Source organism: Subtercola lobariae (assembly GCF_014640255.1).
In the GTDB taxonomy this organism is placed as follows: domain Bacteria; phylum Actinomycetota; class Actinomycetes; order Actinomycetales; family Microbacteriaceae; genus Subtercola; species Subtercola lobariae.
In genome coordinates this window covers 62883-79834 of sequence record NZ_BMGP01000001.1, presented here as the reverse complement: position 1 = coordinate 79834, position 16952 = coordinate 62883, and the positions used below count along the sequence as shown (strand labels likewise).

At 66.4% G+C, this 16952-nt stretch carries 15 protein-coding genes; 9 read left to right on the top strand and 6 right to left on the bottom strand.

All coding sequences use genetic code 11. The features are described 5' to 3' along the window. Positions 1-110: 110 nt before the first annotated feature. The 3 genes from IEX24_RS00410 to mobA form a co-directional block, all read right to left on the bottom strand. Positions 111-1691 (bottom strand): molybdopterin-binding protein, encoded by a 1581-nt coding sequence (locus IEX24_RS00410; protein ID WP_188672000.1) that lies wholly within the window; start codon positions 1689-1691, stop codon positions 111-113. 122 nt (positions 1692-1813) lie between these two features. After that, a complete protein-coding gene (locus IEX24_RS00405) occupies positions 1814-2218 on the bottom strand; it encodes a DUF6457 domain-containing protein (RefSeq protein ID WP_229715022.1) in 405 nt (134 codons plus the stop codon). Beyond that, on the bottom strand, positions 2215-3015 hold the full coding sequence (gene mobA / locus IEX24_RS00400; protein WP_188671996.1) for a molybdenum cofactor guanylyltransferase: 801 nt from the start codon (positions 3013-3015) through the stop codon (positions 2215-2217). Before mobA ends, IEX24_RS00405 begins: the two co-directional genes overlap by 4 nt. Positions 3016-3080: 65 nt before the next feature. Here mobA and fdhD point away from each other — a divergent pair, with 65 nt between their 5' ends. Together fdhD and IEX24_RS00390 are read left to right on the top strand one after the other, a co-directional pair. Beyond that, complete coding sequence (fdhD, locus tag IEX24_RS00395) at positions 3081-4037, top strand: formate dehydrogenase accessory sulfurtransferase FdhD (protein WP_188671993.1); 957 nt, start codon at positions 3081-3083, stop codon at positions 4035-4037. Then, positions 4034-6337, top strand: a complete 2304-nt coding sequence (locus IEX24_RS00390; RefSeq protein WP_229715021.1) for an FdhF/YdeP family oxidoreductase — start codon at positions 4034-4036, stop codon at positions 6335-6337. The genes fdhD and IEX24_RS00390 overlap by 4 nt, the downstream gene beginning before the upstream one ends. A 129-nt stretch (positions 6338-6466) precedes the next feature. Here the strand turns inward: IEX24_RS00390 and IEX24_RS00385 are convergent, their stop codons facing one another. Then, complete coding sequence (locus tag IEX24_RS00385) at positions 6467-7168, bottom strand: TetR family transcriptional regulator (RefSeq protein ID WP_188671989.1); 702 nt, start codon at positions 7166-7168, stop codon at positions 6467-6469. A gap of 330 nt (positions 7169-7498) precedes the next feature. Here IEX24_RS00385 and IEX24_RS00380 point away from each other — a divergent pair, with 330 nt between their 5' ends. The 4 genes from IEX24_RS00380 (at position 7499) to IEX24_RS00365 (ending at position 9712) form a co-directional block, all read left to right on the top strand. Next, the gene (locus tag IEX24_RS00380; protein ID WP_229715073.1) at positions 7499-8005 is read left to right on the top strand and encodes a biotin transporter BioY; all 507 of its coding nucleotides are present in this window, start codon (positions 7499-7501) and stop codon (positions 8003-8005) included. 43 nt (positions 8006-8048) lie between these two features. After that, entirely contained in the window at positions 8049-8738 is a 690-nt protein-coding gene (locus IEX24_RS00375) for an energy-coupling factor ABC transporter ATP-binding protein (RefSeq protein ID WP_188671983.1), read from the top strand. Positions 8739-8799: 61 nt separating this feature from the next. After that, positions 8800-9396 (top strand): energy-coupling factor transporter transmembrane component T family protein, encoded by a 597-nt coding sequence (locus tag IEX24_RS00370; RefSeq protein ID WP_188671980.1) that lies wholly within the window; start codon positions 8800-8802, stop codon positions 9394-9396. Between the two features lies 1 nt (position 9397). After that, positions 9398-9712 (top strand): CHY zinc finger protein, encoded by a 315-nt coding sequence (locus tag IEX24_RS00365; protein WP_188671977.1) that lies wholly within the window; start codon positions 9398-9400, stop codon positions 9710-9712. Between the two features lie 114 nt (positions 9713-9826). Here IEX24_RS00365 and IEX24_RS00360 read toward each other — a convergent pair whose 3' ends face one another. After that, positions 9827-9979, bottom strand: coding sequence for a hypothetical protein (locus IEX24_RS00360; protein ID WP_188671974.1), 153 nt, complete (start codon positions 9977-9979; stop codon positions 9827-9829). An 87-nt stretch (positions 9980-10066) separates the two neighbouring features. Here IEX24_RS00360 and IEX24_RS00355 point away from each other — a divergent pair, with 87 nt between their 5' ends. The 3 genes from IEX24_RS00355 (at position 10067) to IEX24_RS00345 (ending at position 15513) form a co-directional block, all read left to right on the top strand. Continuing rightward, on the top strand, positions 10067-11329 hold the full coding sequence (locus IEX24_RS00355) for a Fic family protein (RefSeq protein WP_188671971.1): 1263 nt from the start codon (positions 10067-10069) through the stop codon (positions 11327-11329). A 94-nt stretch (positions 11330-11423) separates the two neighbouring features. Then, a complete protein-coding gene (gene cofG, locus IEX24_RS00350) occupies positions 11424-14030 on the top strand; it encodes a 7,8-didemethyl-8-hydroxy-5-deazariboflavin synthase CofG (RefSeq protein WP_188671968.1) in 2607 nt (868 codons plus the stop codon). Then, positions 14023-15513 (top strand): flavin-containing monooxygenase, encoded by a 1491-nt coding sequence (locus IEX24_RS00345; RefSeq protein WP_229715020.1) that lies wholly within the window; start codon positions 14023-14025, stop codon positions 15511-15513. The genes cofG and IEX24_RS00345 overlap by 8 nt, the downstream gene beginning before the upstream one ends. Here the strand turns inward: IEX24_RS00345 and IEX24_RS00340 are convergent. After that, on the bottom strand, positions 15503-16948 hold the full coding sequence (locus IEX24_RS00340) for an LLM class flavin-dependent oxidoreductase (RefSeq protein WP_188671963.1): 1446 nt from the start codon (positions 16946-16948) through the stop codon (positions 15503-15505). The genes IEX24_RS00345 and IEX24_RS00340 overlap by 11 nt on opposite strands. Between the last annotated feature and the right edge of the window lie 4 nt (positions 16949-16952).

The window sequence follows — 16952 nt, the reverse complement described above, 5'->3', positions numbered from 1 at the left end:
GCTGCAGGCGAGCCCGTGACGAGTTCTGCGACAGTCCGACCGATAGGCTACGCGGCGGCAGCGTTCGCCCAGCGACCGCCTGCCCGCACCGCGTTTGTTGCAGGCGCAGATCAGTCGACGGCCACCATCACGTCAGACGCCTTCACGACGGCGTAGGCGTCGGCCCCCACCACGAGCCCGAGTTCGTCGACCGCCTCGTTCGTGATCGAAGCAGTGACGATCGACCCGCCGATGTCGATGCGAACGTGCGAGGTCGTTGCGCCCTTCGTCACCTCGACGATGGTTCCTTTGAGCTGATTACGTGCGCTGATTTTCATAATGTCCCTCTCGTAGTGATTTGAGACTAGCGCCCCCACAGTTTGCGACTGGAGCGCGGGTTCCCGCCACGGAAGCCCGATGACGATCGCCCGTTGCCCCGCCCGAAGACCGCCGGTCGGCACCTCGAGCAGCCCGTCGGCGTCGGCCAGCCCGCGCATCATCGCCGAGCCACGCCACGCACTCGGGTACGCCAGGGCGTCGGCAAGACTGTAGGGCACGAGCAGCGCAGACGGGCCCGAGCCTGCGATGTCTGCCCCGACGGTGACTTCTGCGAGGTCACCGGATGCCCGGCCGCCGAGCCCGCGAACAAGCGGCACCACGGTTATGACCAACCCGACCATCGCGGCCAGCGGGTTGCCCGGCAGACAGGCGACGACGCATCCATTCGCCGCTCGAGCGAGCAGAGTCGGCCCGCCCGGCCGAACAGCGATGCCGTCGAACAGAACTGTCGCATCGAGCTCGTTCAGAGCATCGCGAAGGTGATCGGCCGACGAACGGCCGGTGCCACCCGTCGTGATGACGAGCTGGGCGTCTCGGATGCTCGCGGCGAGAGTCTCGACCGTGCCCGAGAGAGTGTCGCCCACTCTGCGCTGGCCGAGAACCCGTGCCCCGAGCATTTCGAGCAGGGCCGGCAGTTGCGGGCCGAAGGTGTCTCGCACCCGCCCGGATTGTGGAACGCCTACGGAATCAACCTCGTCGCCGCTGAAGACGAAGCGCACGCGAGGCTTCGCTCTGACAGAGAGTTCGTCGCGCCCGGCCAAAGCGGCCAAAGCGATGTGGGCGGGGTTCAGCAGCGTTCCGCTGGCGATCACGGTTTCGTCTGCCGCCGCTTCTTCGCCCGCCCGGCGAATGTGCTGACCGGTGAAGGGTTCGCCGGGTTTGGCCGCATCGCTCACAGCAAGGTGGCCGCGAGCGGTGGCCGGCTCACACGATTCGTCGGGGGTCGCCGAAGCGCCGGGCGTGGCTGCGCAGGGCGTGACCGGCCGAAGCGGTTCAGTCGGCGCGGCGAGTGAACCCGGGTCGACGCTTACGCTGCCGAGGGCCGGGGACGCGGAGGTGATCACGGCGTGTTCGCTGCGCAGCACGGCCGTGGTGCCGGGCGGAATGACGGCGCCAGTGACGATGGGTGTGGCGTGCCCGGGGCGAAGGCCTCGGGCACCCGTCGACGGCGCGGCGACGTCGATGACAACCCACGGCCCAGAACCTGCCACGGCCCAGCCATCCATGGCCGACGACGCGAAGTGGGGCACGTCTTGCGCCGCCTGCACAGCGGCAGCGGTGACGCGGCCGAGCGCCTCCGCGATCGGAACGGACTCAGCTTCGACCGGCGCGCCCGATTCTGCCCGGATGGCTGCGTCGGCGGAGATCGCCATGGCCGCACGCCACCCGACAGCTCGGTGCGAACCGGCCGGCACCGCCGACGTTGAGCCGGGCTGCCGAAGAGACGCGGCGGTGGCCTCCGGCGGAGAGCCGGGCTGCCGAAGCGACGAATCCGTCACGGGGTCGGGAGTTCGTCGGAACCGTCGGCTTGCCAGCCGTCGGCGAAGGCGTTTGCGGCAGCAATGGGCTGGGCGAATGTGCTCGGCGCGCTGACATCCGACGTGCCCGCGACCGTCGACGAGGCGGCAGCTTCAGCCTGGTCAGGCTTCGACGCGTCGCGAGCGGCCAAACCTGCTGCGTAGCCCACAACGAAAGTCGTCAGGGGGGCCGCCGGGCGAATGACGGATCGGGCGGCGGTGCCCGCGAGCGCCAAGATCGAGTCGATCTGAGAAACGAGTTCGGCGCGAGTCTCAGCGGATGCGCGACTACCGAGAAGTTCGTCGGCAAGCGCAGCGACCCACCGCTCGAGCACCTCGCTCTGGTCGACGTCAGACATGGGTTTCGGGGTGGAATCGCTCATGACGCCAACTCTTTTCTCGAAATACCGAAGGTCAGGGCGTCATGCCAGGTGTCGACATCGTGCGTCAGCGCGTTCTGCACCGGCGATTCGATGAGGTCGAGATGGCCCAGCAGCGCTCGCACCGAGAGATCGACGATCGGGCCCGCCGCTTGTGCCCGTTCGACTGCCCCCATGAGGGCCTGACGACGATAGAGGCCGGCGAGCAGCTGTCTGCGGCCATCGTCGTCGACAGCGACAATTCCATCTCGAACTGCTGAGAAGTTCGATTCCGCGGGGCCCGGATCGGGTTCAACCCCGCTGTCGGCCGTAGCCCCATCGACAGCCGCGACCACGGCTCCAACCACGGCCGATCGCAGCAGTTCGACGACCGCACCCACCTCGGGCATGTCGCACGCGAGAACGAACACCCAATCGACACCCGGCCCCTCGAGAGCTCCGGCGCGGGCGGCTCCGGCACCGAAAACACCGGCATCAAGCACTTCAGCGCCGCGTTCACCGGCACCGCGCTTGTCGAACGCGTCGAGGCCGGCAAGTGCGTCGAGGCCCGCGGCGACAGCCGCAGCTGGCCCTGCGAACGGCGGATCTTCACGCACGAAGGTGATGCTGCGCGCAGGTGCCGCGTTGCCGAGCTGAGCGCGCAGAGCGGTGTCGCCGACGACGATGGTGCGCCGGGCATCCGGTACCGCATCGAGTGTGCGCTGCAACAGCGTTCGGCCCTCGAAGACCAGGCCCGCTTTGGCCACGCCACCGAGTCGTGAGGAGCGGCCGCCCGCGAGCACAATGGCGTCGACATTCATGAGAGCAACTTTCGAGTGTGTACCGATTCATTGTGTCACCTCTGCAGGCCTGATATGTATTAACAATGGGCAGGATCACGGCACGAAGACGAGTCACTCGAATCACCGTCGGGTCGCCCGGCGTGCGCCGCGAAGACGTGCTCGCCGTCGAAGAGCCGCTCGAGATTCGGGTGGGCGGAACAGCCCTCGTGATCACGATGCGCACCCCGGGGCATGACTTCGATCTGGCCGCCGGCTTCTTGGTCTCTGAGGGCGTCATCTCGCACAACGACCACTTCGGCGCTGCCCGATACTGCGCCGGCGCGACGGCAGAGGGCGAGAACACCTACAACGTGCTCGATGTGACGCTCGGATTCGGCGTGCCGGCTCCAGACCCGAGCCTCGAGCGCAACTTCTACACCACGAGCTCATGTGGCATCTGCGGCAAGGCCAGCATCGACGCGGTTCGCACGCTCTCGAGCTACCCGGTCGCCGACGACGAAACGCGCATCAGCGCCGGGCTGTTAGCTTCTTTTCCCGACCTGCTGCGCAAAGGGCAAGACGTGTTCGAGAAGACCGGCGGCCTGCACGCTGCGGCGCTCTTCGATGCGGTAACCGGCGAACTGCTGGTGCTGCGCGAAGACGTCGGCCGGCACAATGCGGTCGACAAGGTGGTCGGTTGGGCGGTGACGAACGCGCTGCTCCCCCTGCGTGCGACGGTGTTGATGGTGTCAGGGCGGGCGAGTTTTGAGTTGGTACAGAAGGCATCGATGGCGGGCATCCCGATTCTGGCGGCCGTTTCGGCGCCCTCATCGCTTGCGGTCGAGCTCGCCAGCGAGGTCGGGATGACCGTGGTCGGCTTTCTGCGCGGCCCCTCGATGGTCGTCTACAGCGCCGACGAGCGCATCGTGTCGGAGGCGGCCGACGAGCGCATCGTTTCAGAGTCTACCGACGGGCGCGACGCCAGCACCCGCGAGGCCAGCACCCGGCACGCCGACGAGCACAACGCCAGTACCACCGAACAAGAGAAGGTCACCTCGTGAGCAAGAAGCCGCTGAACGACGGATCGAGCTACCCCGATCTGAAGGTGGGGCACAACAAGCACGAAGCAGTCGGGCTGCCGGGCATCTTTCACTCCATGGAGCCGGCGCTCACCAAGCTCGGGCCCGCCCGCACCGCGAAGTTGCTCACGTCGATCAACCAGAAAGACGGCTTCGACTGCATGAGTTGCGCGTGGCCAGACCCCGACCACCGCAAGGCGCTCGAGTTCTGCGAGAACGGCGCAAAGGCGGTGACCTGGGAGGCGACTCCCGTCACGGTTCCGACGAGTTTCTGGGCCGAGAACTCGCTCACCTCGCTGCTCGACAAGTCAGAGTACTGGCTCGGAATGCAGGGGCGACTGACGCAGCCCGTGTACAAGCCGGCGGGCTCGGACTTCTACGAACCAGTGAGCTGGGAGCGAGCATTCGAGCTCATCGCCGAAGAGCTGAACGGGCTCGATTCGCCCGACCGGGCATCCTTCTACACCAGCGGCCGCACGGCGAACGAGACTGCGTTCAGCTACCAGTTGTTCGTGCGAGCGTTCGGCACGAACAACCTGCCCGACTGCTCGAACATGTGCCACGAATCGACCGGTACCGCGCTGGGTGAGACCATTGGCATCGGCAAGTCGACCATCGCCTACGACGATTTCGAGCACACCGATCTGATCATCATCATGGGGCAGAACCCGGGCACGAATCATCCACGGATGCTCACTGCGCTCGAAGACGCGAAGAAGTCGGGCGCCACCATCGTGGCGGTGAATCCGCTGCCTGAGGCAGGGCTGTTCCGGTATAAGAACCCGCAGACCGTGCGAGGGCTCATCGGGCATGGCACTGCGCTGGCCGACCAGTTTCTGCAGATTCGCTCGGGCGGCGACATGGCGCTGCTGCAGGCGCTCGCGAAACGGGTGCTCGACGCCGAAACGGCAGCGCCCGGAACGGTGCTCGACCACGCCTTTCTCGCCGACTACACTCTCGGACTCGAAGAGCTGAAGGCGCACCTGGCGAGCCTCGACGAAGCCGATGTTCTGACGGCCACCGGGCTGTCGTCAGACGAGATCGACGAGTTGGCGGCGCGCTACATCGCCGCCGACCGGACCATCATCACCTGGGCGATGGGGCTCACGCAGCAGAAGAAGGCCGTCGAGACGCTGCGCGACCTGATCAACCTCTTGCTGCTGCGCGGCAACATCGGCAGACCGGGGGCGGGGGCATCGCCCATCCGGGGCCACAGTAACGTTCAGGGCGACCGCACCATGGGCGTGTGGGAGCAGATGAGCGACACGTTTCTCGACGCGCTCGGCCGCGAGTTCGATTTCGAGCCGCCGCGCAAACACGGTACGGATGCCCTGCAGACCATCGAGGCGATGCAGCGCGGTGACATTTCAGTCTTCTTCGCCATGGGTGGCAACTTCGTGGGCGCGATCTCTGATACCGCTGCGGCAGAGGCCGCGATGCGTGGAACCTCCCTCAGCGTGCAGGTCTCGACCAAACTCAATCGTTCGCATGTGGTCACGGGTGCCGCAGCCCTGATTCTGCCGACGCTCGGGCGCACCGAGATCGACATTCAAGAGTCGGGAGCGCAATTCGTTTCGGTCGAAGACAGCGTGTGCGCTGTGCACGGGTCACACGGGCGCATCCCTCCCGTTGCGCCGGGCATTTTGTCAGAGATCGCGATCGTGTCTCGGCTCGCCCGGGCCACCCTCGGTGAGGGCTCGGGCATCGACTGGGCGGGGTTCGAAGCCGATTACGACGTGATTCGCGACCACATTTCGCGCGTCGTTCCCGGCTTCGAGAGCTTCAACGCCGATGTACGGCGCAAGGGCGGGTTCATTCTGCCGAACGGCCCGCGCGACTCACGCACCTTCAACACGGCCACCGGCAAGGCGATGATCACGGTCAATCATCTCGAGCCGATCGTTCGCCCGCCGGGCCGGCTCATTCTGCAGACCCTTCGTTCGCACGACCAGTTCAACACGACCATCTACAGCCTCAACGACCGGTATCGCGGCATCAAGAACGGCCGTGATGTCATTTTCGTGAACCCCGACGACATCACCGAGCTCGGGCTAACCGACGGCCAGCGGGTCGACATCTACAGCGAGTGGCCGGGCGAGCCCGACCGCGTACTGCCGAACTATCGTGTGGTGTCGTACCCGACGGCGAAGGGATGCGCGGCGGCGTACTATCCCGAAGCGAACGTGCTCATTCCGCTGGCCAGTGCGGCCGACCGCAGTAACACGCCCGTGTCGAAGGCGATTCTGGTGCGGCTGGAGCCGGTGGGTGCGCTCGTGCGCTGAGCGCGGCCAGGCCCGGGTGTGAGGCGATGATCACGCAATCGTCGGCCCTGCGCTCATCCGAGCGAAATAGCGGCCCGGTTGGAACGAGGGCCGCCCATTGGGTTTTCGCCGCGGGAGTCAGGGGAACGTTTACCGAAGCATCGAGGGTTCGTGCTCGAGAGCGTCGAGGCCGGCGATGAAGAGGCGCACCCCGAATTCGAACTCAGCGGCGCCATCGGCAATAAGACCAGCGGGAGCGTCCATACCCGCCACACCCGCCGCGTCGTCTGCGCCGCCCCGGGCCGCCACGCCGATGCTGTCGTACTGCATGCGCTGCTGCTCGTGCGAAACGTGCCCGAGAATGAAGTGCAGTAGGGCAGTGGATGCCCGCCGGCACATCTCGTCATCGAACCCGCTCAGGCGCACAGCCCGCGTGAGTCGAACCAGCGGAACGGATTCGCCGAGGCCCAGCGCGAGCGTGCTCGACACGACCTCTGCGCCATCGCGATAGGCCAGCAACGCGTCACGGAGGCTCGACGCCTCGGCGGCGGTGACGAGCATCCAGTCGGCGGATGCCTCAGATACGGCGGATGCCTCAGATGCCTCGGATCCAGACGACTGCGGCCCGGCGCTGCCCCGCGCCGAGATGCGGTCGGCGAGCTCGGCGAGCAGGGTCTGCTTGTTCGGAAAGTGCCAGTACAAGGCGCTCGGTTGCACGTCGAGGGCGGCGGCAAGGCGACGCATGGTGAGGTCGGGCAGGCCGTATTCGTCGAGAATGCGCAGGGCGGCGTTGGCGACGTCGTCGCGCGAATGTCTGCCGTTCTTCGCCGATGAGCCGTGCGCTGAGGTCATGTTTCCTACTATAGTGAACAGCGTTCAGGTGAACACCGTTCAGGTTGCGGTTTCACAAGGTTCAGACGACGAAGTTGAGACGCGCAGATGAGCGACCACACCACGACCCCGGCGAAGCAGACGGGCGCCACAAGCGCCTCTGGCGCGGCCGCCACAAGTGCCGGCACGGGCGCCGCCGGCACGGCCGCCGCCGCCGGAAACGCGACCAGCGCTGCGAGCGCAGGGAGCGCCAGCAGCACGACCAGCCCCGCATCCGCACGCCCCACCGGCCAGAGCCGCCTGCGCATCGACGCCACCGACATCGCGCGCATCGCAGTATTCGCCGCGATCATGGCCGTGCTAGGCCTGCCCGCCGGAATCGCCGTCGGCTCGGTGCCCATCACGGCCCAAACGCTCGGCGTCATGCTCGCCGGCGCGATTCTCGGTGCCTGGCGCGGCGCGCTGTCGATGGTCGTGTTTCTGGTTCTCGTGGCGATCGGCCTGCCCCTGCTCGCGGGCGGCCACGGCGGCATCGGGGTGTTCGTCGGCCCGTCGGCCGGGTACCTGTTCGGCTGGATCATCGGCGCCTTCGTGGTGGGCGCCATCGTTCACGCGGCCGGCCGCAAACTCACCTGGCTGCGCACGAGCATCGGCGTGGTGATCGGGGGCATCGTGGTGGTCTATGCCGTGGGAATTCCCGTTCAAGCAGCCGTCACCCGCTTGCCCCTTGGCCAGACCGCCGTGCAGAGCCTGATCTTCATTCCGGGTGACCTCATCAAGGCCGTCATTGCCGTCGCCATCACCATGACTCTGGTTCGCGCATACCCGCGCGCGTTCCGCTCCCGTTCGCGGGCGTGATCGAGCGGGCGACGCATGCGCCGCAGACGGGGTCGGTAGCCGGATGACCGCCCCGATCATCCTGAACAACGTGTCTGTGCGGCTCGGCGAAAGCCTGGCCCTCGACGACGTGTCTCTGCGCCTCGACCAGCAGCGCATCGCCGTCATCGGATCGAACGGATCGGGCAAGTCGACCTTCGCCCGCCTGCTCGGCGGTCTCGTGCCGCCGACGACCGGCTCGCTGTCGGTACATGGCGTCGACCCGGTGACGCAGAGCAAGGAGCTGCGCCGCCTGGTCGGAGTCGTGTTCAGCAACCCCGACGCCCAGATCATCATGCCCACGGTGGCCGAAGACGCCGCCTTCTCACTGCGCGGCGAGAAGCTGCCGAAGGCCGAGAGCGCCGAACGGGTGCGCATCGCCCTCGAAGAGTTCGGCCTAACCGACCTCGCCGATCGCGCGGCCCACGACCTCTCGGGCGGCCAGAAGCAGCTGCTCGCGCTCTGCGGCGCAGTCATCCGTCGCCCTCAGCTCATGATCGCCGACGAGCCGACGGCCTATTTGGATGCCCGCAACAGCCGCCTGATCGCTAACCACCTGCTCGCACCGAACGACCGCCGACTCGTGCTCGTCACCCACGATCTGACCCTCGCCGAGCGGTGCGACGTGGCGGTGCTCTTCGAAAACGGACGACTCACCGGCGTCGGAGACCCGGCCGAGATCGCCGCGCGGTACGAGGCGAGCCTGCAATGCTGACGTCGTTCGTGCGGGGTCGCCTCCCTCGTGGCGGTTCTGCTCGCATCGCGGGGGCGGCATCGTGCTGACGCTCTACCGCCCGGGCACGTCGTGGTTCTACCGCGCACCCGCTGGCCCGAAGGCGTTCGCCCTCTTGCTCGTGGTGCTCGGTGTTTCGCTGCTGCCGTCGACGTATTCGTGTGCCGCCCTCGCGGGCGGCGTGACGGTGTTGGCGTACCTCGTTTCGGGCGTGGGCCTCGTCGAGCTCGGGCGGCAGGTCGTGGGGGTGCGGTGGATCATCGTGATCACGCTCGCGTTTCAAGTGCTCTTCGTGCCGATGGAGCCCGCCATCGCGAACACCGCACGAGTCACTGCGGCGATCGTCATCGCGGCGCTGCTGGTGCTGACCACGCGGGTGGCAGACCTGCTTGACGCGTTAGAGCGGGGGCTGCGGCCGTTCATCCGGTTCGGCCTCGACCCGGCGCGAATCGCTCTCGTGCTCGCGGTCGCCATTACGACGGTGCCCGTGCTCACGCGACTCGCGGTGGGGGTTCGTGAGGCACAGCGCGCGCGGGGCGTTCGGGCAGGGCTCGTTTCATTCGTGATTCCGTTTCTGGTGGTGTCACTGAAGCACGCCGATGAGCTCGGCGATGCGCTGACCGCGCGCGGGGTGAACTGAGGTGCGCATTCACGGAGCCGTAGTCGATGAGCAGACCCGGTGCATCCACTATCACTCGGCGCTCGACGTGATCGCAATCAAATTCGCTTGCTGCGGCGACTATTACCCGTGCCACCTCTGCCACGAAGAAGCGGCGGGTCATCCGGCCCGCACGTGGCCGGTCGCGGCGTTCGACACCCCGGCGGTGCTCTGCGGTGTGTGCGACTCAGAACTGACCATCGCCGAGTACCTCGGCGTTGACGACTGCCCTCGGTGCGGCGCATTCTTCAACCCCGGCTGCCGCCTGCACTCGCACCTCTACTTCGCCCAGGCGTGAGCCGATTTTCAGCGCTTCGGCGACCTGAGGGTCGCGTTTACCGAGGATTCAGGGTTATGTTTACCGAGGCGGCGACGACGCTCGCGCCACTCCGAGAAGCCCATGAAGGCGGCGTTACCCGAAGAGCGCGACCGCTACGTGGGGCACGACGTAAGCCCGCGAGGGGCCGGTGATCCACGTGTTCACATAGCCGATGAGGGGCACGTCGTACCAGAGGGCGCCCTCGGGGCGGCCGGGCATCCACGCTGTCGGAATAGCGATAATCATTATTCCGATTTTGGCCGTAAATCGGAATAGTAAAGGCTGCTATTCCTATTTTGGTGATAAATCGGAATAACGAGATAGGCTATTCCTATGGCAGTGGCACGCAACACAGAAGCGAGAGCGATAAACAGCACAGGCCTACCGCAACCCGACGACACATGGCCGCCGCACGAGCGCGAAGTTCTGACATGGAGTTCGCGTAGCTACCACCAAGGCTCGCCGCCACGCGAAGACCGGGATTTTTCGAGCTACTCTGCTTCGATTCCGCCCCGTATCGCCCGGCTCGAATTTCGGCCCTCGACAGAAACGGCCGCGCTGCTCGAGCGCGCGGCGGCCGATGTCTCCTCGCTCGACGCCGGAGCGGGAACATACCTGAGCGGGCTGGGTGGCTTTCTCATTCGCACAGAGTCGGTGGCGTCATCGAAGATCGAGAGCATCGATGCCGCCCCCGACGAGTTTCTTCGATCAATGGCAGGCTCAGTGGCAAGCCGGTCGGCCGACGAGACCGTAGCAGCCATCACGGCGCTCACTGCCTTCGTAGACGCGGTAGGCGAGGCGGGCAGAATCAACCTCGACGACATGCTCCACGCCCACCGAGCCCTGATGGCCGATGATCTCACCGAATCGTCGTACGCCGGGCGCATCAGAGACGTGCAGAACTGGATCGGCGGCAGCGACTACACCCCTCGCGATGCAATCCACGTTCCGCCAGCCCCTTCACGTCTGCCAGGCCTGATGGATGATCTGCTGGCCTTCTGTGCCCGTGACGACATTTCGGCCATCGCCCAGGCCGCAATTGCCCATGCACAGTTCGAGTCGATCCACCCCTTCACCGACGGCAACGGGCGCATCGGGCGCGCACTCATTTCGGCGGTGCTGCGCCGACGCGGCCTGACCACCACGACGGTGCCACCGATCGCGTCTGCGATGCTGGCCGATACGACGAGGTACTTCTCACTCGTCAACGACTACCGCGAAGGTGCCGCAGACGAATTCGTCGCCTACCTCGCGCGGTCTGCCTCATTGGCATCAACAGAGGCCGTGAAATCGGCCGCCGCTCTCGCCGCGTTGCCCGCTCAGTGGAAGGCACTGGCAGAGCCGCGCTCTGGGTCGGCCGACGAGCACATCATCGAGAGCTTGCTTGCTGTTCCCGTCTTGACGTCGGCGCGGGCATCCACTCTCTCGAGCGCCTCGACGTCGACGACGTTTCTGGCGCTCGACCGCCTCACCAGAAGCTCGGTGCTGCGCGAACTCACGGGTAAGCGTCGCGACCGGGTATGGGTGGCTCAAGAGGTGATGGATGAGCTCGACCGCTTGAACGAGCGCATCGGTCGTCGCGTGCGAGCGAGTTGAACGCGCACCTACGAACACCTTCAGCTGGGTGCAGTTCGCTCGGATAGTCTGAAACGACACCGTGCGTTTGACGATCGATACAGAGTAGGAACACATGCCCGCCGTTCGACTGCCGGCGATCGGTAACTCCCGAACGATCGCCGAACCGGCCGTGAGCCAGGCGTTCACGCCCAGCGACGATGCGATTGCGCGCGCCCTGGTGAGTGCCCGGGCGGAGACTCCCGACGCACACACCGCCGAGACGCTACTGCACGCCAGGGGGCGGCGTCTCGAAGAACTGCTCGACATCGCGAGCGCCCTGCGCGATGAGGGTCTTGCGGCCGCGGGCCGGCCGCGCGTCATTACATACTCGCGCAAGGTGTTCATTCCGCTGACGCACCTCTGCCAAGACCGCTGCCACTACTGCATTTTCGTGTCGACGCCCGGCAAGCTGGCCAAAGAGGGCAAGGCGCCGTTTTTGCCTATCGATGAGGTGATCGAGGTCGCCCGGCAGGGGGCGGCGATGGGTTGCAAAGAGGCGCTGTTCACGCTCGGCGACCGTCCCGAGAACCGCTGGCCGGCGGCACGCGAGTGGCTGGATGCGCACGGCTACGATTCCACCCTCGACTACGTGCGCGACGCGGCCGAGCAGGTGCTCGCCCAGACAGGGCTGCTACCGCATCTCAACCCCGGGGTGATGACGTGGGCCGAAATGCAGCGCCTCAAACCGGTCGGGCCGTCGATGGGCATGATGCTCGAGACCACCGCAACGCGGCTCTGGTCGGAGAAGAGCGGCGCGCACTACGGCTCGCCCGACAAAGACCCAGCCGTCAGGCTGCGGGTGCTCGACGATGCGGGGCGCTCGAAGATTCCGTTCACCACCGGGGTGCTGTTCGGCATCGGTGAGAACTACGCCGAACGGGTTGATTCGATGCTGGCTATACGGGCATCCGCTCGCCTGCACGGGCACATTCAAGAGACCATTGTGCAGAACTTTCGGGCCAAAGACGCTACGGCGATGATGCACGAGATCGACCTCGAGACTGAGGAGTACATCGCGGCGGTAGCGGTGACGCGGCTCGTGATGGGAGCGAATGCGCGCATTCAGGCTCCGCCGAACCTCACCGACGCGGCCGAATTGGCGCTGCTGATTCGGGCCGGAATCGACGATTGGGGCGGGGTCAGCCCGCTGACGCCCGATCACGTGAACCCCGAGCGGCCGTGGCCGCAGATCGACGAGCTGGCGCGGCTGACTTCGTCGAGCGGGTTCGAGTTGCGCGAACGACTGACGGCGCACCCACATTTCGTGCGCGAACCCGAAGAGTGGATCGATGAGGGCGTGCTGCCGGCCGTGCTTGCCCTGGCCGACGCGTCGGGGCTGGCGCGAGCGGATGCTCGGCCGCAGCCGGTCGGTCAAGCTGAACTGGCGCCCCGTCATTCCTCTGTCGCCCGCGATTCCGGGTTTGCCGCTGTGCTCGCGGCTGCCGAGCGCACGCCCGCGGAACTTGATGATGCCGACTACGTGCTTCTGCTGTCTGCGACGGAGGCCGAACTCGACGCGCTGACAGATCTCGCTGACTCGGTTCGCGAGACGCGACTCGGGTCGACCCTCACCTACGCGGTGAATCGCAACCTCGATGCGACGCTCGTTCGCGCTCGGCGGGGCGATGCGACTGGGGTGGCACATACTCTTGCGGGGCGCACCCTGGCATCTCCGGCTCTTGCGACTGTGGCCAGCCCGGCGCCGACCGCGCCGCGTCTCGACATCGCGGCGACGCTGACCCTCGACGACGTGTCGGCGCTGACGGCCGAGGCGTGGATGCTCGGGGCGACCGAAATCTGCATGCAGGGCCTGGCGCACCGTGACCTCGGGGCGACCGCGTACTTCGACCTGGCGCGTGCCGTGAAGGCCGGGGCACCCGGCATCCACCTGCATGCCTTTCGGCCAGCTGAGTTGGCAGATGGCGCTGCCCGCGCGGGGTTGTCTCTCGACGAGTACCTGGTGGCGTTGCGCGCGGCTGGGGTCGATTCTGTTCCGGGTACGGGCGCCCGAATTCTCGACGACGCCGTTCGGGCCGAGCTGAGTGCAAGCACCGACATGCCGGTTGCCGAATGGATCAGCAACCTCACTGCGGCTCACCGCGCCGGCCTGCGGTCGACCGCGACCATGGTCTACGGCCACGTCGAGAGCCCCGCGCAGCAGGTCGCGCACCTGCGCGCGCTCGCATCGATTCAGGATGCGACGGGTGGCTTCACCGAGTTCATCCCCATGCCGTTCGTTGCTGCTGACGCACAGCCGCTACCGCAGCCGGAGCCATCTGGCGTCGACGCGCGGCGGGGATCCGAGGCCTTCGATGTGTGGCCGACGCCGTCTAGCGCCGACGCGGAGCCGACGCTGTCGGAACTCGCGGCGCGGCGGCGCTCGGGCCCCGACCTTCGGGAGACCCGAGCGGTGCACGCCGTCAGCCGGCTGATGCTCGCGGGGCGCATCGACCACATTCAGGCCGCATGGACGAAGCTGGGCCTCGCCACCACGACCGCGGTGCTGCGAGGCGGCGCCGATGACCTCGGTGGGCTCCTGCTCGACGGAACCCTGAATCCCGCTGCCGGGCCAGAAGACGGCCGAACCCTTACCGTCGCAGACGCTCATGCCATCGCGGCTGCCCTCGGCCGAGAAGCCCGCCAACGCACAACACTGTACGAGACGCCCAACGGTGAGTGACGCGAGCAGCACTCACGCCGACGTCATCATCATCGGCGCCGGGTTCGCCGGGCTTGGCATGGGCGTGCGCCTGCGCCGCCAGGCCGAGCGCACGTTTCTCATTCTCGAGCGCGCCGACGACGTGGGCGGCACCTGGCGCGCAAACACCTACCCGGGCGTCGCTTGCGACATTCCGTCTCAGCTTTACTCGTTTTCGTTTCGCCAGAAGGCCGACTGGTCGCGGGTGTTCGCTTCGGGATCCGAGATACACGGGTATCTGCGCGAGGTCGCCGCAAGCGAGGGTTTGCTGCCGAGCATCCGCTTCGGCACCTCCCTGCAGAATGCGCGGTGGGATGCCCGGCAGAACCTCTGGCACCTGACCACCTCTCGCGGGGCGTTCACCGCGCGGGTGCTGATCAGCGCGGCCGGCCGGCTTTCTGAGCCGCGCATCGCCGCGATCGACGGGCTAGAAACGTTCGAAGGGCCGCAGTTTCACACCGCCGAATGGCGACACGATGTCGATGTCTCCGGAAAACGCGTGGGCGTGGTGGGCACGGGGGCATCAGCGGTTCAGGTGGTTCCGCAGCTGGTTGCGCTAGGCGCCGAAGTAGTGGTGTTTCAGCGCAGTGCGCCGTACGTGATTGCGCGGCTCGATCGCGCTTTCAGTGAGGCCGAGCGGGCCCGATTCGCCGAGCATCCGGAGTCGCTCGACGCTCGGCGCGCCGAATACTTCGCCGAGGCCGAGCAGGGGTTCGCGCAGAAACTGCACGACAGCAATGCCGCGCGAAGCCATCGTGCGCGGGCGCTGGCTCACCTCGAAGCGCAGGTCGACGACCCCGTACTGCGGCGGCAGCTGACGCCCGACTACGAGATCGGCTGCAAGCGAGTGCTGATCTCAAGCGACTACTACCCGGCGATGGCGTCGACACAGGTCACCCTCGAAACCTCGCCGCTCGTGAGTGTCGAGGGGCGCGTCGCCACAGCCGGCTCGGGAGCGTCGTTCGAACTCGACGTACTCGTGCTGGCCACCGGGTTCGAGGCGACCGAGCTGGCGTTCGCGCGGCTCGTTCACGGGCTCGGCGGTCAGACGCTCGCCGAGCATTGGGCCGGCGGCATGACGGCATTCGCGTCGACCGCTGTGCATGGCTTTCCGAACCTGTTCATCATCGACGGCCCGCTCGCCAGCCTCGGCCACAACTCGTCGATCGTGATGATCGAAACCCAGATCGACTACATTCTGGGTGCGCTGGCCGATGCCCGCGAGACGCTCGAGGTGAGCGCCGACGCCGAACAGTCGTACACAGCCGAGCTCGACAGAACGAGCGCCGAAACGGTATGGCTGCGCGGTGGATGCTCGAGCTGGTACCTCGACGCACGAAGTGGCCGGCAGACCCTGCTCTGGCCGGGTACGGCTGCATCTTTTCGCGCCCAGAACGGTCACTTCGACCCGGCGCCGTACCGCACGGTCTCGCGAGCGGAGTTGACGAGCACGCTCAGTGCGTGAAGGGTGGCGGCGGCACGTCGAGGTTCGCGCCGCCGCGATAGCGCGCCGCGAGGTGTCGCCCTGGCAGGCGCGGGCCGGCGCCGAACAGCCGCTCGCGCAGAGTCTCACCCGCGGGGCGCGACGTCGATACGAGCCCCCGTCGCCGCAGCTCGGGCACCACGAGCTCGACGAAATCGCGCAACGTCTCGAAGCTGTGGTACTGCCGCAGGTTGATGCCGTCGATGTTCTCTTCGGCTAACCAGCGCTCGATTTCGTCGACGACTACCTTTGGTGTTCCCGCCACGAAGAAGTGCTTCTGCCAAGCCTGATCGAGGCTCGCCGCAAACTGCCCGACCGCCATGTTCAATGGCAGGCCGCCGGCCTCGATGAGGTCGAAGAGACCCTCACGCTCGAGCGCTTCACGAACCGTGATGTCGGCCGGGTGCAGCAGCGGATCGAACGGGATGCTCTGCTGAACGAACGTGCCCTGCACGCTGGTGAATCGGCGGTACCGCTCGAGTTTTTCGGCGACCTCCGCATCTGTTCGGCCCACGATCACGGCCGCCTGCACGACGAACTTGGTGTCGGTAGCGAGCCTGCCGTTTCGTTCGTTCGCAGCGCGTATGGCGGCCACGTTTCGTGCCGCGTCGCCCGGCGCGCGGCCGCCCGTGAAGATGACTTCGGCGTGCCGGCCGGCCAACTCGATGCCTACCTTCGAGCCTGTCGCCTGAAAGATGACCGGAGTGCGCTGCGGCGATGGTTCAGAAAGATGCGGGCCGGCCACCCTGAAATGCTCGCCGACATGATTGATCGCCCGAACCTTGCTGGGGTCGGTATAGACACCCGTCACCGAATCGCCCACGACCGCATCGTCATCCCACGAACCCTCCCATAGCTTGTAGACCACATCGAGAAACTCGTCAGCAATTTCGTACCGCTCGTCGTGCGGAATCTGGTCGGTCAGCCCGAAGTTGCGCGCAGCGTTGGGCAGATACGAGGTGACGACGTTCCAGCCCACGCGCCCGTTCGTGAGGTGATCGAGCGTCGACATGCGCCTGGCGAAAGCGAACGGAGGCTCGTAGCTCGTCGAGAACGTAACTCCGAACCCGAGGTGCTCGGTGACCGCCGCCATCGCCGGTATCAGCAGCATCGGGTCGTTGTTCGGAATCTGAATGCCCTCACGAAGAGCGACCTCCGCAGACCCTTGGTAAACGTCATACGCCCCGAGCACGTCGGCCAGAAAGATCGTGTCGAATCCGCCCTGCTCTGCCAGCGTCGCAAGCTCGATCCAATACGACAGGTCGGCGTAACGCGACCGATTGTTGCCGGGCTGACGCCAGAGACCATGGGTGATGTGCCCCACGGTGTTCATTTCGAAGAGATTCAGCACGAGCCGCGTGGGCTCCGATGACGCGGTACCGCGGGGCGGCGCAGGGTTGAGGGGCGCTTCGGTCATCAAC

Excerpts from the sequence above, each read along its gene's own strand:
- cofG (WP_188671968.1), top strand. The coding sequence starts at position 11,424 with ATGCCCGCCGTTCGACTGCCGGCGATCGGTAACTCCCGAACGATCGCC.
- IEX24_RS00380 (WP_229715073.1), top strand. The coding sequence starts at position 7,499 with ATGGCCGTGCTAGGCCTGCCCGCCGGAATCGCCGTCGGCTCGGTGCCC.
- IEX24_RS00355 (WP_188671971.1), top strand. The coding sequence starts at position 10,067 with ATGGCAGTGGCACGCAACACAGAAGCGAGAGCGATAAACAGCACAGGC.
- IEX24_RS00405 (WP_229715022.1), bottom strand. The coding sequence starts at position 2,218 with ATGAGCGATTCCACCCCGAAACCCATGTCTGACGTCGACCAGAGCGAG.
- IEX24_RS00410 (WP_188672000.1), bottom strand. The coding sequence starts at position 1,691 with ATGGCGATCTCCGCCGACGCAGCCATCCGGGCAGAATCGGGCGCGCCG.
- fdhD (WP_188671993.1), top strand. The coding sequence starts at position 3,081 with ATGGGCAGGATCACGGCACGAAGACGAGTCACTCGAATCACCGTCGGG.
- IEX24_RS00385 (WP_188671989.1), bottom strand. The coding sequence starts at position 7,168 with ATGACCTCAGCGCACGGCTCATCGGCGAAGAACGGCAGACATTCGCGC.
- mobA (WP_188671996.1), bottom strand. The coding sequence starts at position 3,015 with ATGAATGTCGACGCCATTGTGCTCGCGGGCGGCCGCTCCTCACGACTC.
- IEX24_RS00375 (WP_188671983.1), top strand. The coding sequence starts at position 8,049 with ATGACCGCCCCGATCATCCTGAACAACGTGTCTGTGCGGCTCGGCGAA.
- IEX24_RS00360 (WP_188671974.1), bottom strand. The coding sequence starts at position 9,979 with ATGATTATCGCTATTCCGACAGCGTGGATGCCCGGCCGCCCCGAGGGC.
- IEX24_RS00340 (WP_188671963.1), bottom strand. The coding sequence starts at position 16,948 with ATGACCGAAGCGCCCCTCAACCCTGCGCCGCCCCGCGGTACCGCGTCA.